Raw genomic sequence first — 14,094 nt, 5'->3', positions numbered from 1 at the left:
ACGCATGCGTTACGACCACGGTGGCGGACTCCTCGCCGCCCACCTCAAGTCCCTCGGCGTCGACACCGTGTTCGGCATCGTGTCGGTGCACAACCTGCCGCTGGTGGAGGCCGTCGAGGCCGACCCGGAACTGCGGTTCGTGCCGGTGCGGCACGAGGCGAGCGCCGTCAACGCCGCCGACGCCTACGGCCGGGCCCGCGGCTCCATCGGCTGCGCGCTCACGTCGACCGGCACCGGCGCGGGCAACGCGGCCGGGTCCCTGATCGAGGCCCTGTCGTCGGGAACGGCGGTGCTGCACGTCACGGGCCAGGTCGAGTCGGCGTACCTCGGCAGCGGACGCGGCTTCATCCACGAGACCAAGGACCAGCTCGGCATGCTCGCCGCGGTCTCCACGTACGCCGCGACCGTCACCTCCGCCCGGGACGCGGGCCGCGTCCTGCGCGAGGCCTCCGCCGCCGCGCTCACCGCGCCGGGCGGGCCCGCGAGCGTGGAGTGGCCGATCGACCTCCAGTACGCGGTCCAGGAGGACGACGGCGAGAGCGCACCCGCCGTCGAGGTTCCGGTGCCGGACGCCTCCGCGCTGGCCGGCGCACGCGACCTGCTCGCCACCGCCCGGCGCCCGCTGATCTGGGCCGGCGGCGGCGCCAACACCGCCCGCGACCAGCTCCACGCCCTGCTGGAGGCGACCGGCGCCGGTCTGCTCACCTCCAACTCCGGCCGGGGCTCCGTACCCGAGGACCACGACCAGGTCATCGGCAACTTCGCCACCACGCCCGCCGCTCGCGCCCTCCTCGCGGACGCCGACGTCGTCGTCACCGTCGGCACCCACTTCCGCTCCAACGAGACCGCCGACTACGGCCTCCGCCTCCCCGAGGCGCACATCCAGATCGACGTCGACGCCGCCGCCCTCGGCCGCGTGTACCCCGCCCGCCACGGTCTCCACGGCGACGCCGCGGCCGTCCTGCCTCGCCTCACCGAGGCCGCCGTACGGGCCGACGCGGAGTGGACGGACCGGGTCCGGCAGGTGCGGGAGCGGGTGCGGGCCGCCCTGCACGACGGCATCGGCCCCCAGGCCGCGATCTGCGACGCCCTCGCCGCCGCCCTGCCCCGGGGCGCCGTCGTCGCCCGGGACGTGACCATTCCCTCCTCGGCCTGGGGCAACCGCCTCCTGCCCATCCACGATCCGCGGGCCAACGTCTTCCCGCGCGGCGGCGGCATCGGCCAGGGCCTCGCCATGGGCATCGGCGCCGCCCTCGCCCGCCCCGACGAGCCGGCCGTCGTCATCGCCGGGGACGGCGGACTCGCCGTCCACCTCGGCGAACTGCTCACCCTCGCCCAGGAACGGCCCCGGCTGACGCTCATCGTCTTCAACGACGGCGGGTACGGGGTCCTGCGCAACATGCAGGCCACCTACACCGAACGCCGCTCCGGCGTCGACCTGTTCACCCCCGACTTCGCCCAGCTCGCCGCCGCCTGCTCCCTCCCGTACGCGCGGATCGGCGACGCGAGCGAGGCCGCGAAGGTGATCGACGCGGCCGTCGCCTCCGACGGGCCGACCCTCGTCGAGGTCGACCTGGCCGCGCTCGGCCCGATGAAGAACCCCTTCACCCCGCCCGTCAAGATCCCCGCCCGGTAGGGAGGCCCGCCGACATGAGCACCACCGAAGAGCAGGAACTGGACCTCCTCGTCCACCGCACCACCTGGGAGGCGGACGGAGTCCTCTCCGTCGAACTGGTCCACCCGGACGGCAAACCGCTGCCCGCCTGGACACCGGGCGCCCACCTGGACCTGCACGTGGGCGGCCACATACGCCAGTACAGCCTGTGCGGTGACCCGGAGGAGACGGGCGTGTACCGGCTCGGCATCCTCAACGAGCCGGCGTCACGCGGCGGTTCGCGCCACGTGCACACCAAGGTGCGGCCCGGCCAGACTGTGCGGGTGGCCGGGCCGCGCAACCACTTCGCCCTCGAACCGGCCGCCTCCTACCTCTTCGTCGCCGGCGGCATCGGCATCACGCCGATCCTTGCGATGGCCCGCCGCGCCGACCGGGACGGCATCCCCTACCGGCTGGTCCACGGCGGCCGTACCCGCGCCTCGATGGCGTTCGGCGGCGAACTCGCCGCGCTCGGCGGCGGCGAGGTGACCCTCGTACCGCAGGACGAGCAGGGGCACATCGACGTGGCGGGCGTCCTCGCGGACCTTCCGCCCGACGCGCTCGTGTACTGCTGCGGTCCCGAGCCGCTGCTGAAGGCCGTCGAGGAGGCGGCGCCGCAGGGGCGGCTGCGCACCGAGCGCTTCGCCGCCCCGGCCACCGCACGGGACGACGGCGACGACAGCGCCTTCGAGGTCGAGTGCCGCACGTCGGGCGTCACCCTGAACGTCGGCCCCGGCACCTCCGTCCTGGAGGCCGCCGAGAACGCGGGCCTCACCGTCGCCTCCTCCTGCCGCGACGGCATCTGCGGCTCCTGCGAGACCCGCGTCCTGGCCGGCACCCCCGACCACCGCGACTTCCTGCTCAGCGACGCCGAACGCGCCACCGGCGAGACGATGATGATCTGCGTCTCGCGCTGCGCCTCGGACCGCCTCGTCCTGAACCTCTGACCACCTACGGAGAAACGCCGTGCCCGAGACCTCCTGGCCCAGCCTGGACCCCCACCAGACCCGCGACCACGAGCCCACCCCGTACGAGACGAAGCTCGCGCGCACCCTCGAGGACATCTTCACCAAGGACGGTCACGAACTGTCCGACGTGATCGACGGCCTCAACTCCCGCCAGCTGCGCACCCCCACGGGCGAGCCCTGGACCGAGGAGTCCTTCCGCGCCGAGATGCACCGCCTGGGAGCCTGACATGACGACCCACTCCACCACCCACTCCACCACTCTCTCCACCCGCGACACCGCCGACCACATCTACGCCCACGGCCTGCGCAACCAGTGGCACCCCGTCGTACCGTCGAGTTTCGTCGAGCCCGGCGGCATGCGCAGGGTGACCGCCCTCGGCGAGAACTGGCTGCTCTTCCGCAAGTCCGACGGCGGCCTCTCCATGCTCGCCGACCGCTGCCCCCACCGCGGGGCGCCCCTCTCCCTCGGCAAACACCTGGGCGACCGGGTCGCCTGCTGGTACCACGGCGTCGAGGTCGACGGCGCCGGCACGGTCACCTCCGTCCCCGGCCTGCCCGGCTGCAACCTGGAGGGCAAGACCCTCGTCACCTCGCTGCCCGTCCGCGAGGTCGGCGGCGCGATCCTCGCCTACTTCGGCGACGAGGAGCACCCGGAGCCGGTGGAGCTGACCCTCCCCGAACCGCTCGCCGACGACGGGATCTCCGCCTTCCTCTGCTACGCCGAGTGGAACGTGCCGTGGCGGTTCGCCATGGAGAACCTGCTCGACCCGATGCACGGCGCGTTCCTGCACTCCGAGTCGCACACGATGTTCGCCGGTGACACGACCGCCAAGTTCCGCATCCGGGAGACCGAGCGGGGCTACTTCTTCGAGAAGACCGACCAGCGGGGCGTCAACTTCGACTGGGTCGAGCTGTGCCACACCGGCGTCGACTGGGTGGACCTGTCCATCCCCTACCCGCCGTCGGCCGGCCCCGGCGGCCCCTTCGGCATCGTCGGTATGGCCTGCCCCGTCGACGCGGGCCGCACCGGCGTCTTCTTCTGGCGCTACCGCAAGGTGAGCGACTGGCAGCGCGACACCTGGCGGTTCCTCTACAAGACCCTCATCGAGGCCCGCCACTGGGAGGTCCTGGAGCAGGACCGGATCATCCTCGAAGCCATGCCCGCCGACGCCGACCAGCGGGAGAACCTCTACCAGCACGACCTGGGCGTGGTCCGCCTGCGCCGCCTCTACCAGGCCCAGGCCGCACGGCAGTCGAAAGCTCAGCCGCTCTCGGCACGCTGAGCCGGGAGGTCGTCGGAATCCACGATGGACCGCTCCAGCTTCCCCAGCAGCCGGCCCAGCTGACGACGCTCGGCGGGCGAGATCCCGCCGAGCATCCGGCGCTCGTTCTCCAGGTGCTCGGCGAACACCTCGTCCACCTTCGCCAGCCCGGCCTCGGTGAGCCGCGAGTACACCACGCGCCGGTCACCGGCATCGCGCTCGCGCACCAGCAGCCCGTCCTTCTCCAGCCGGTCCAGCCGCAGGGTCACCCCGGCCGAGGAGATCAGCCCGGAGTCCGCGAGCTGCCCGGCGGTCAGCCGGTACGGGGCGCCGGCCCGGCGCAGCGCGGTGAGCACGTCGAACCCGGCGACGGACACGCCGTGCTCGTCGAGCCGCGAGGTCATCCGCGACTGGTACTGCAGGTACGACCGGTGCAGCCGGGCCAGCACCTCCAACGGTGACGTGTCCAGCTCGGGCCGCTCCCGCGCCCAGTCCTCGACGATCCCCGCAACGGCGTCCGGCCGCTTCGCCGCCCTGCTCTGAGCCATGTCTTCCCCTCGCGGCATGTGTTCGGTATTGAAATCTTAGCCCTAAGGGAAACCGCGTCTCCGGGGGTCAGGCCCCCAGGCCACCCGGTGCTCCGCGAGGTGCGCCAGCACCGCGTGATTCGCCTCCCAGCCGTCCGGGCTGTGTCCATCGGCCGCCTCCGGCGGCGTGCCGGACTCCGTCCGGCGGGTGAGGCGGCGTCGCGCTGGTCGCCTGCCGGGCAGGGGCCCGGTGGGTTACGGCCGCCAGGCGACGCGGTGTTCCGCGAGGTGCGCCAGCACCGCGTGGTTGGCTTCCCAGCCGTCCGGGAACTTCACCAGCGTGCCCAACTGGACCGGCTCCGTGGACGGGTAGTCGTCCAGCAGCTCGCCGACCCCTTCCCGGCAGACCACGACGCACGCGTGCCGGTGCCGGGAGGTCAGGACGCACAGGCGGCCCGTCTCCAGGTGGAAGGCGGTGGCGTCGGGGCGGCCCGAGAGCGGGTGCAGGACGACCGTGACGTCGTACTCGCGGCCCTGGAGCCGGTTCGCCGTGTCGACGGTCACCTCGGTCACGCCCAGGTCGGCCAGCGCCGCCCGCACCGCCGCCGCCTGGTCGCGGTGCGCCGTGCCGACGGCGACCCGGTCGGCGGTCAGGGGAACGGGGTCCGGCGCGCGTTCGGACGTCGCCGCGCCCTCCCGGTCCAGGAGCCGCCGGACCACCTCCGCCACCGCCCGCACCGCCTCCGGGTCGGTGCGCGGCGTGTGCCGCGCGGGCAGCTCCAGCAGGCCCCAGCCCGAGCGGGCGGCCTCGTCGATCACCCGGTCGGGGCCCGAGCCGTCCGAGGGGACGGAGAAGGCGAGACTCCGGTCGCCGTGACCGGTGCCGCTGCGGAACGGCGTGAACGGGTAGAACGCGTCGGAGACCAGCGGCGCCGCCGACGCCGGAAGCCGCCACGACACCGGCAGCCGGTGCTGCGGCAGGGCCGGATTGTGGGCCAGCAACGTCGTCACGGCCGAGGCGGACGGGTCGTAGGACAGGCCCGCCCACTGCTCACTGCCGACCGTCGCGAACGGGTCCAGCTGACCCGGGTCGCCCACGAACAGCGCCCGCTCGAACAGCCCGGCGACCGCCAGCAGCGAGTCGGAGCGCATCTGGTACGCCTCGTCGACGATCGCGTGCCGCCACGGCTCGTCCACCTTGACGTGCGCCCACTTCGCCGCCGTCGACAGCACGACGGCCTGCCCGGCGAGATCGGCGGCCTTCGCCGACTTGCGTACGTTGTCCAGGCCGTCGAGCGCCTTGTCGTACGGGTCGGCGTCGCTGCTGTGCAGGCGGCCCACCGGCAGGTCCGGGTTCTTCTCGGCGAGGCGCAGGACGAGGTCGTCGACCTGGGCGTTGGTCTGCGCCACGACCATCAGCGGTCGGCCCGCCTCGGCCAGCTCCAGCGCGGCCCGCACGACGAGCGTGGACTTGCCGGCGCCGGGCGGGGAGTCGACGACGACGCCGCGCTCGGTGCCGTGCAGCGTGTCGTGGAGGATCGCGGCGGTCGCGCGGGCGGCCTCGGCACCCGGGTCGAAGGCGGAGTCGAGGGCCGTGTCCAGGGCCGGGGTGATGGCGGTCTCGGCGGTCAAAGGACGTCCTCCTCCGTCTGGGCGTCCGCGGCCTCCGGCACCGCGGCCGCCTCACCGGGCGGCCCGCCGTGCGTCCACGGCGTCGCGTCCGGGTCGGGCAGCTTCGCCCCGCCCCGCTGCTCGTGCTCGAAGAGCGTGAAGCAGACCCGGTCGCCCTTCTCCGGCACCGAACCGGCCTCGGGCTCCCTGCCACGCCCCATCTTGTCCACGACACGCATCACGAGGACCCCCTCCTCCGGCTGCTCGACGAACTCGGCCGCCTGCGGCTTGCCGCCCAGCGACCGGTAGACCCTCACGCGCTCGCCCAGGTGCGGCCGGTCGTCCGTGCGGACCGTCACCAGCGGGCGCGGGCTCGGCCGCCTGCTCTCGCTGTACGCCATCACGACGTCGGTGACCTCCCCGGCGAACGCCTCCCCGGCCAGCCGCCGCCCCGCCATCACCAGCCGATCGTCCAGCGCCTCCTGGGCCTCCAGCCGGGCCTGCTCCCGCTCCCGCGTGGCGAGCTTGTTGGCCGCGGTCACCGCGTCGTCGCGGCGCGGCTGCGGGGGCTCGCCGGACAGGATGCGGTCGCGGTGGGAGGTGAAGGACCAGCGGTCGCGGGTCCAGCGGTCCTCGACATGCGCGCCGGCGGGCAGCTCCCGCAGCAGGTCCAGGCCCCGCCACACCGCGTCCCAGGTGGGCCGCGTGCGGCTCTCGACGAGTGTGCGGATCTCGCGTTCGGCGGCGGTGAGCGCACCGAGCCGGTCGTCGGCCTCCAGGCCGTCCTCGGCGGCGGCGAGCGCGGTGCGGGCCCGGTCGTAGCGCTCGATGGCGGGGGCGAGCAGCTTGTTGTCGAAGGCCGGGTCGGTGGCCGGGCCCGCGGGCGGACACAGCAACTGGCCGTCGGCGTCACGGGCCAGCTCGGCCCGGCGGGCCGCCTCCGCGCCGGTCGGCCCCGCCTCGTCCGGGGCGATCCAGGCGAGCAGCGCCCCCAGGTGCTGGTCCTCCAGCGTGGACTGACCGGTCGCCCAGTGCCGGCCCAGCAGGTCGGTCATGGCGAGGAGCAGGGCGGAGCCGGGGACCCGGGCCCGCTCGCCGTAGTGGGTCAGCCACCGCCCGAGCAGCGGCACCCTCGGCGGCGCGGGGTGCGGAGTCTCCGGGTCCTGCTCCGCCGTACGCCGGAACCGCATCGACCGGCCCAGCAGCCGCACGAAGTCGACGCCCGCGCGGGACGGCACGATCAGCTGCGCGGCGTCCGCGCACAGGTCGACCTCGACCTTGACCCGCTTGCCCGTCTCCGGGTCGGTCTCGGTGCGCTCGGCGGCCTCGACGCTGTCCGCGTACGCCTCGACGTGCGGCAGCACGATGCCGGCCAGCTCGGCGAGGAACGCGAACCGCAGGTCGCGGTCGCGGGGCTGCGGCACGACCAGCAGGTGCGGCGCGTCCCGGTCGGTGCCGACCAGGGCGCCGAGCGGGGCGCCGGCCTCACCGGCGGTGATCAGCGGCACGAAGACCAGCGGGCGGTCGGACAGGTGCCGGTGCCGGACGGTGGCGGCGGGCTGGGCGCGGCCGGTGCGCACGGCCTCCAGCCGGGCCAGCGTGGTGATCAGGGACATACGGCCGCCCCCGGCGTCCCGGTACCGGCCGCCGCGAGGGCCTCCGCCCGCAGCTCCGCCGCCCTGCGCAGCGCGGCCACCGCCGGATCGTCCGGGTCACCGGCCTCCCCGCGGGCCGCCGCCAGCACGTCCTCGACCGTCGACAGACCGCCCAGCTCCGCCCGCACCGGGCGGCCCAGCGAGGTCACCACGCCGGCCTCGCGGGACCGGGCACGGCAGTGGAAGGCCAGCTCGCAGGCGGACAGGCACTCGGGCGCGTACGTCGCAGGCACCGCCTCCACGGCGGCCGTCAGCTCCTCGGCCGGCAGTTCGGGGGAGAAGCAGACGCCCTCGGGCAGCGTGTCCGCGATGTCCTCGATGCGGGTCAGCCGGGCCAGCTGCCGGTCGGTGACCGCGCGCTGCTTGCGCACGTCGACGGCGGAGGCGGTGGGCAGGTTGGAGAAGTCCTTCGGGCAGACCAGCAGGACGCGGTGGCGTACGCGCGGGGCGGGGTCCAGCCGGGCGGCGACCCGCTCCAGGGCCAGCACGTACACCGCGGCCTGCCGCGCCGCGGCGCCCACCTTCGCCGGATCGGCGGAGCCGTCCAGCATGGGGAAGGACTTGATCTCCACGACCGTCCAGCTGCCGTCCGGATGCACCACCACGGCGTCCGGCTCCAGGAAGGCAGGGGAGCCGGCGACGTCCAGGGCGAGCATCGGGTGGTCGAGGAGCGTCCACGTACCAGGAGCGCCCGGCGCCTGCGGAGTGCCGCCGGGCCCGGCCGCGGTACCGGCGGTCGCCTCCCGCAGCGCCAGCGCCGTCCGGGCGGCGCGGCCCTCGGGGCCGGACGCGGACAGGTCGGGCACGTGCGCGTCGGCGGGCGGCTCGGCGCCCCGGTCGAGCTTCTCGTGCACCAACCGCAGCAGCTCGGCGCCGCCGTCCGCCTTGACCCGCGCCTCGAAGGCGTTGCCGCGCGTGAACGCGAACTGCGACTGCCCGAAGACCGACGGCGAGCCCAGCGCGCTCGCCAGCGAGGCCTTGTCCACCCCGGCACCGTCGAGGATCGCCCGCCGCCGGCAGCCCGGGTTGGCGGCGAGGGCGGCCAGCGCCCGCGCGTCCAGCGCCTTGGCCGGTACGTCCGGGCCGCGCAGCTCAGCGAGCCGGTGCCGGAGTCTCGTCCCCCGCGTCCGAGGGGGAGGGGTCCGGCTCGGCTCCTCGCGCCGGCCGCTGCTCGCGCTGCCGTGGAAATCGCTCACCCGCGGAAGTCTGGCATCCACCACTGACAATCGGGGAAACCGCGCCCTCGGTGACCGGTGCGCCGGAGGAGCCGAGCGCGTCGGGCGCGGTGGCGGAGCCGGACGCGGTGCGCGTCGCGAAGCGTGCCGCGAGCAGGGCCCGCGCCCGGTCCGAGGTCCGCATCACATACGGCGTCAGCAGCAGCCCGGCGCCCATCACGGCCGCGCCCGCGACCGCGTCGAGGAAGTAGTGGTTGGCGGTGCCCATCACCACGATCGTGGTCACCAGCGGGTAGACGACGCCGGCCACCTTCGCCGCGCGCGTGCCGCCGTGGCGCCACAGCATCACCCCGCACCACAGCGACCAGCCCACGTGCAGGCTCGGCATGGCCGCGTACTGGTTGGTCATCCCGCCCAGACCGCGCGGCGCGCTCGCCTCGCCGCCCCACCAGCCGTACGAGCTGTACTGGGCCATCGTGTCGACGAACCCGTGGCTCGCCTCCAGCAGCCGGGGCGGGCAGGTCGGCAGAAGCGTGAAGCCGATGAGACCGATGAACGTGGACGTCATCAGCCAGGTCCGGGCGGCCCGGTAGCGCACCGCGCGGGAGCGGAAGATCCAGATCAGGAGCGCCGGGGTGACCAGGTAGTGCAGCGACGCGTACCAGAAGTCCGCCGGGATGCCGATCCACGGCTCACTGGTGAAGAGACGGTTGAGCGGGTGCTCCGCGTTGAGGTGCAGCGCCTTCTCTATGCGCAGGATGGCCAGGCCGTGGTCGACCGCGTCGGAGACGTCGCCCCGCACGAGGAGGCGGCCCGCGGAGTAGCAGGCGTAGACCAGGAGGATGAGCGGCAGCTCGGTCCACCAGCGCAGCCGAGTCTTCGGGGTCGCCGGGGTCGCCTCGGTGCCCGGTGCCTCGGTGTGCGGCAATCCGATCGCCCTCCCCCTTCGTTCTCGCTTGCGCCTCGTTGACACGGACGTGCCACTCTACGGCCTGTGCGCGCCCGCTTCACGGAGCGCCCTCGGCCCTGATAGACGCGGGCATCGCCCCCCGGGTTGCCCGTACGGGGCGTGCGCGATGATGGGGGTGTCCGCTCAGACATTTCTCCCGGAAAGGCCCCCTTCATGGCACCGCGCATCCTGCTGGCCCGGCATGGACAGACCGAGTGGTCGCTGTCCGGCAAGCACACCGGCAGGACCGATGTGCCGCTCCTCGAGGAGGGCCGGCGCGGCGCGAAACTGCTCGGCGAGCGGCTGCACCGGGCCCCGCTGGAGGGACTGCCCGGCGTCGAGGTGCGCACCAGTCCGCTCGCCCGCGCACGTGAGACCTGCGAACTCGCCGGCTTCGGCGAGCGCGCTGAGACCTGGGACACGCTGATGGAGTGGGACTACGGGGCGTACGAGGGCATGACGCCGGCCGAGATCCAGGCCGTCCGGCCCGGCTGGCTGATCTGGCGGGACGGGGTGCCGCAGGGGGAGAGCCTCGCGGACGTCACCGCGCGTGCGGACGAGGTCGTCGCGTGGGCGCGGGAGGCGGACCGGGACGTCCTGGTCTTCGCCCACGGGCACATCCTGCGGTCGATCGGCGCGCGGTGGCTGGGCCTGCCGCTGGACTTCGCGGCCCGGATACGGCTGAACCCGACGTCGCTGTCGGTGCTGGGGTGGGCGTACGGGGAGCCGGCGCTGGAGAGCTGGAACGACTTGGGGCACCTGGCGGGCTGAGCGGGCGGGCACAACGGCACCCCGCGACGCCGGGTCACGACACCGCCCGGCGGCCCACACCGACGCAGCCCACGCTCACGCGGACCGCGGCAGCGCCCCGTGGCGGTCCAGGAAGGCCGACACGCCCGACGCCCGCCGGTGCGGGAGCAGCACCCGGGCCGTGCCGGGCACCGACGGGAGCCGCACCGACGCGGGCCGCGCTCACGCAGACCGTGCTCACCCGGGCCGCGCTCACGCGGACCGCGGCAGCGCCCCGTGGCGGTCCAGGAAGGCCGACACGCCCGACGCCCGCCGGTGCGGGAGCAGTACCCGGGCCGTGCCCGCCAGCATCGTGTGGATGCGGGAGGACTGGACCTCGCCCAGGAGGTCCAGGACCCGCAGCCCCGCCCCGGCCGCCTCGTCGGGACGGCCGCCGCGGGCCAGGTCGTCGGCCAGTTCCGCCGAGTACAGCGCGAGGTTCCGGGTGAAGTGCGGGTCCTGCAGCCCGGCCGCCCGGCGTGCGTGCCGGGCCGCCCGGGGCCAGTCGCCCAGGGTCGACCAGCACTGGGCCTCCAGGCCTTCCAGTTCCGCCTCGCCGTAGAAACTCATCCACTCGGGGTCGGTGTCCGAGGAGCCCCGCCCGAACAGCGCCTGCGCCCGGGCCAACGCCTGCTCGCAGCCCACCCGGTCGGCGAGCCCCGCCCAGCCGCCCGCCTCGCGCAGCGCGAGCAGCGACATCAGCCGGGCCGAGCCCAGCGGGCGGGCGGCGCGCTGCGCGGCCTGGGCCGCCCGGACCGCCTCGCGCGGACGCCCGGCGTCACGGGCCAGGAACGCCATGTTGCAGAAGGCGTGCGCCTCCAGCGCGGGATCGCCGGTCATGCGTGAGGTGGCGAGGGCCTCGGCGTAGTGGGAGCGCGCGTCGTCGAAGCGCCCGGAGTCGTGCGCCAGCCAGCCCACGGAGATCGCCAGTTCCCCCGCGCCCGCGTACAGCCGGTCCGCCGTCGCCTGCCGGGTCGCGCCCGCGTCCAGCAGCGCGTACGCCGTGCGCAGCGGGGCCGCCGCGCGCCGGTAGAGGCCGTCCGCGCCGTGCCGGTCGTCGAGCAGCCTGATCCGGCGGACGGCTTCTTCCAGAGCGCCCGCGTGACCCGCCCCGGCCCTGCGCGGGGGGCGTCCGGCCGCCGCGGCGTCGTGGGCGAGCCCCAGGGGGCCCAGCGAGGCGGCGGCCACCGTGGCACCGCTCGTCATGAATGCGCGACGCAGCACGTCGCTCTCCTCGTTGTCGTCGTGCGTGTCGTACGGGTACTGCCGGTCCTGCGTGTCCCGCGTCTCCTGCGTGTCATACGGCTCCCGCGCCCCCCGCGTCTCACTCGCGGCGCGCGCCCGGCGCCCACGTACCGACGAGCGGGGCGCGAACCCCAGGTCGGTGAGCGTGCGGCCGGGGAACATGTGCAGGAACACCCGCTCGTACGCGTAGTTGGGACAGCGGATCTCGCCCGCCTCGACCCGCCCGACGTAGCGCGCGTCACAGCTGACCCGTTCGCCGATCTCGAGCGCGGCCCGGCGCACCGCCGCCGCGAACTCGGCCGGCGAGCGCTTCCCGCGCAGCCGCCGGAAGGCGAGGTTGGGCCGCGGTGGCCGGTCGGGCTGGGCAGAGGTCACCGTTGACGACGCCATGGCCGGGTCCTCTCGTGCGAACCGTCGAACCATGCCGGGGAAACAGGGGACGCGCGGTCGTTCCTCCGTTCGTCAGCCCCGTTCCCGGCGAGCAAGAACGTACCGGCTGTGACGGAACGGCCACGCGGTGTTTGGCTACAAACCGGATATCTCATCCCCGATCTGCCATGAAGTGCCATCCTTTGCGGCTGACTTGCGCCGTAGCCGTTGACGTTCCGCCGCGTTGAACCGGGTGGACCGGGAGGCCCCCGACTCCCGACCCGCTCGTCCAAGGAGGAGTTCCGTGGTGGAGGCCGGGATGGATACCAGACGGATCAGCGATACCGGACGGATCGGCGAACCCGCCTGCGATGCCTGCGACGTCGTCACCGTGCCGACCCGGCAGGGCCTGGAGGCGGTCGACATCCTCAGGCGGGGCACCGGTGACGGGGTGGGCCCCGTGATCCACGACGACGGCTGCGACACCCTGGGCTTCCTGGTGCCCTCGGGCACGGCCGCCGCCTGGGACGTACCCGGCAGCACCTGCACGGAGACGGACGGCCGCGGACTGCGCCTCGCCCCGGACCCGGAGCCTCCGGTGGAGGGCTCGGACTGGCTGCTGCCGCCCGGTGAGGCCGACCTGGCCACCGACCCCGCCGTACTGCGGGCCGCGCTGGGCGAGGCGGCCCGGCTGATCGAGGCCGCGGACAGCTGCCGCTGAGCGGGCCGACGGCAGCCCCGCCGCCGGCTCACCGCGGGCCCGTGCGCGGCCGGCGGCCGGCGGACACCGCCCGGCCCGGCGCAGGAACGACGTCCGCCGACCCGGACACGGCACGACGTACGCACGACGTCCGCCGACCCTGACGTGGCACGGCGCCCGGACGAGCGCCGTGCGACGCGGACGTGACCCGGCGCCCGGACGACGAGCGCCGTGCGTACGGCATGACCGGTGACCGGACGACGGTCCGCTCCCGGCGTCGTCCGATAATGGGCCGATGGGAAGGTCCAGGAACACCCGCCGCGGGCGCGCGGCCGTCGAAGCCGTCGTCGAGGACGTCGACGGCGGGCGCGCCGAACTGGTCCCCGACCGGGAGCGGCCCCGGGCCTGGACGCTGCTGATCGACGGCGCCCCGCAGTCGCACGTCGACCTCGACGACCCGGCGCACCTGTCCTTCGAGTACCAGCGCCGCATCGGCCACGTCATCGACCTGGTCGCCCCGCCCGGCAGACCCGTGCACGCCGTGCATCTCGGCGGCGGCGCGTTCACCCTCGCCCGCTACGTCGCCGCCACCCGCCCCCGCTCCACCCAGCAGGTCGTCGAGCGCGACGCCGGTCTCGTCCAGCTGGTCCGCCGCGAGCTGCCACTGGACCCCGGCGCCCGGATCCGGGTGCGCTCCACCGACGCCCGCGCCGGGCTGGCCAAGGTGCCCGACGGCTGGGCGGACCTGGTCGTCGCGGACGTGTTCGGCGGGGCCCGCACGCCGGCCCACCTGACGTCCGCCGAGTTCCTCGACGAGGTCCGGCGCGCGCTCGCGCCCGGCGGGGTCTACGTCGCCAACATCGCCGACGGCCCGCCGCTGGCGCACCTGCGCGGCCAGATCGCCACCGCCGCCGCCCGCTTCCCGGAACTCGCCCTCGTCGCCGACCCGGTCGTACTGCGCGGCAGACGCTTCGGCAACGCGGTCCTCGTCGCCGCCGACCACCCGCTGCCGGTCGCCGAACTCACCCGGCGGGCCGCCTCCGACCCGCACTCCGCGCGCGTGGAAGACGGCCGTGCGCTGAGGGACTTCACCGGCGGCGCCGCACCCGTGACGGACGCGGCGGCCGTGGACTCGCCCGCCCCGCCGGACTCCGTGTTCCGGTGAACCGGCCGAAGTTCAGGTGAACCGG

General features: G+C 74.8%; 13 protein-coding genes. 7 read left to right on the top strand and 6 right to left on the bottom strand.

Features of this window, described 5'->3' with window-relative positions:
• Positions 1-4 precede the first annotated feature (4 nt).
• The 4 genes from KUM03_RS33910 to KUM03_RS33895 are packed head-to-tail and all read left to right on the top strand — an operon-like array spanning position 5 to position 3,905.
• Positions 5-1,636: a thiamine pyrophosphate-binding protein gene (locus KUM03_RS33910; RefSeq protein ID WP_217254407.1), complete on the top strand. Its 1,632-nt coding sequence runs from the start codon at positions 5-7 to the stop codon at positions 1,634-1,636.
• A 14-nt stretch (positions 1,637-1,650) separates the two neighbouring features.
• The gene (locus KUM03_RS33905; RefSeq protein WP_217254406.1) at positions 1,651-2,601 is read left to right on the top strand and encodes a PDR/VanB family oxidoreductase; all 951 of its coding nucleotides are present in this window, start codon (positions 1,651-1,653) and stop codon (positions 2,599-2,601) included.
• Between the two features lie 19 nt (positions 2,602-2,620).
• Complete coding sequence (locus tag KUM03_RS33900) at positions 2,621-2,848, top strand: recombinase-like helix-turn-helix domain-containing protein (RefSeq protein ID WP_217254405.1); 228 nt, start codon at positions 2,621-2,623, stop codon at positions 2,846-2,848.
• 1 nt (position 2,849) lies between these two features.
• Positions 2,850-3,905, top strand: a complete 1,056-nt coding sequence (locus tag KUM03_RS33895; protein WP_217254404.1) for an aromatic ring-hydroxylating dioxygenase subunit alpha — start codon at positions 2,850-2,852, stop codon at positions 3,903-3,905.
• Here the strand turns inward: KUM03_RS33895 and KUM03_RS33890 are convergent.
• The 5 genes from KUM03_RS33890 to KUM03_RS33870 all read right to left on the bottom strand — a co-directional run bounded on the left by KUM03_RS33890 (position 3,884) and on the right by KUM03_RS33870 (position 9,780).
• Entirely contained in the window at positions 3,884-4,432 is a 549-nt protein-coding gene (locus KUM03_RS33890; protein WP_217254403.1) for a MarR family winged helix-turn-helix transcriptional regulator, read from the bottom strand. The two genes, KUM03_RS33895 and KUM03_RS33890, sit on opposite strands and share 22 nt — an antisense overlap.
• 234 nt (positions 4,433-4,666) lie before the next feature.
• Complete coding sequence (locus tag KUM03_RS33885) at positions 4,667-6,043, bottom strand: AAA domain-containing protein (protein ID WP_254400289.1); 1,377 nt, start codon at positions 6,041-6,043, stop codon at positions 4,667-4,669.
• Positions 6,040-7,638 (bottom strand): hypothetical protein, encoded by a 1,599-nt coding sequence (locus KUM03_RS33880; RefSeq protein ID WP_217254402.1) that lies wholly within the window; start codon positions 7,636-7,638, stop codon positions 6,040-6,042. The genes KUM03_RS33885 and KUM03_RS33880 overlap by 4 nt, the downstream gene beginning before the upstream one ends.
• Positions 7,629-8,873, bottom strand: a complete 1,245-nt coding sequence (locus tag KUM03_RS33875) for a hypothetical protein (protein WP_374225414.1) — start codon at positions 8,871-8,873, stop codon at positions 7,629-7,631. Before KUM03_RS33875 ends, KUM03_RS33880 begins: the two co-directional genes overlap by 10 nt.
• Entirely contained in the window at positions 8,770-9,780 is a 1,011-nt protein-coding gene (locus KUM03_RS33870) for a phosphatase PAP2 family protein (protein WP_217254401.1), read from the bottom strand. The genes KUM03_RS33875 and KUM03_RS33870 overlap by 104 nt, the downstream gene beginning before the upstream one ends.
• 195 nt (positions 9,781-9,975) lie before the next feature.
• On the opposite strand from KUM03_RS33870, the gene KUM03_RS33865 reads away from it, so the two are divergent.
• Positions 9,976-10,572, top strand: a complete 597-nt coding sequence (locus KUM03_RS33865) for a histidine phosphatase family protein (protein WP_217254400.1) — start codon at positions 9,976-9,978, stop codon at positions 10,570-10,572.
• A gap of 231 nt (positions 10,573-10,803) precedes the next feature.
• Here the strand turns inward: KUM03_RS33865 and KUM03_RS33860 are convergent, their stop codons facing one another.
• The gene (locus KUM03_RS33860; protein WP_217254399.1) at positions 10,804-12,225 is read right to left on the bottom strand and encodes a hypothetical protein; all 1,422 of its coding nucleotides are present in this window, start codon (positions 12,223-12,225) and stop codon (positions 10,804-10,806) included.
• A 298-nt stretch (positions 12,226-12,523) separates the two neighbouring features.
• On the opposite strand from KUM03_RS33860, the gene KUM03_RS33855 reads away from it, so the two are divergent.
• Together KUM03_RS33855 and KUM03_RS33850 are read left to right on the top strand one after the other, a co-directional pair.
• Positions 12,524-12,925 carry a hypothetical protein gene (locus KUM03_RS33855; RefSeq protein WP_217254398.1) on the top strand — a complete coding sequence of 134 codons (402 nt, stop codon included), beginning with the start codon at positions 12,524-12,526 and terminating at the stop codon, positions 12,923-12,925.
• 274 nt (positions 12,926-13,199) lie between these two features.
• Complete coding sequence (locus KUM03_RS33850; protein ID WP_217254397.1) at positions 13,200-14,069, top strand: spermidine synthase; 870 nt, start codon at positions 13,200-13,202, stop codon at positions 14,067-14,069.
• Positions 14,070-14,094 lie beyond the last annotated feature (25 nt).

Origin of the sequence: Streptomyces sp. AC602_WCS936 (assembly GCF_019049125.1) — a bacterium.
Classification (GTDB): Bacteria; Actinomycetota; Actinomycetes; order Streptomycetales; family Streptomycetaceae; genus Streptomyces.
The sequence above is the reverse complement of the archived record's forward strand: the minus strand, read 5'-3'. Positions and strand labels throughout refer to the sequence as shown.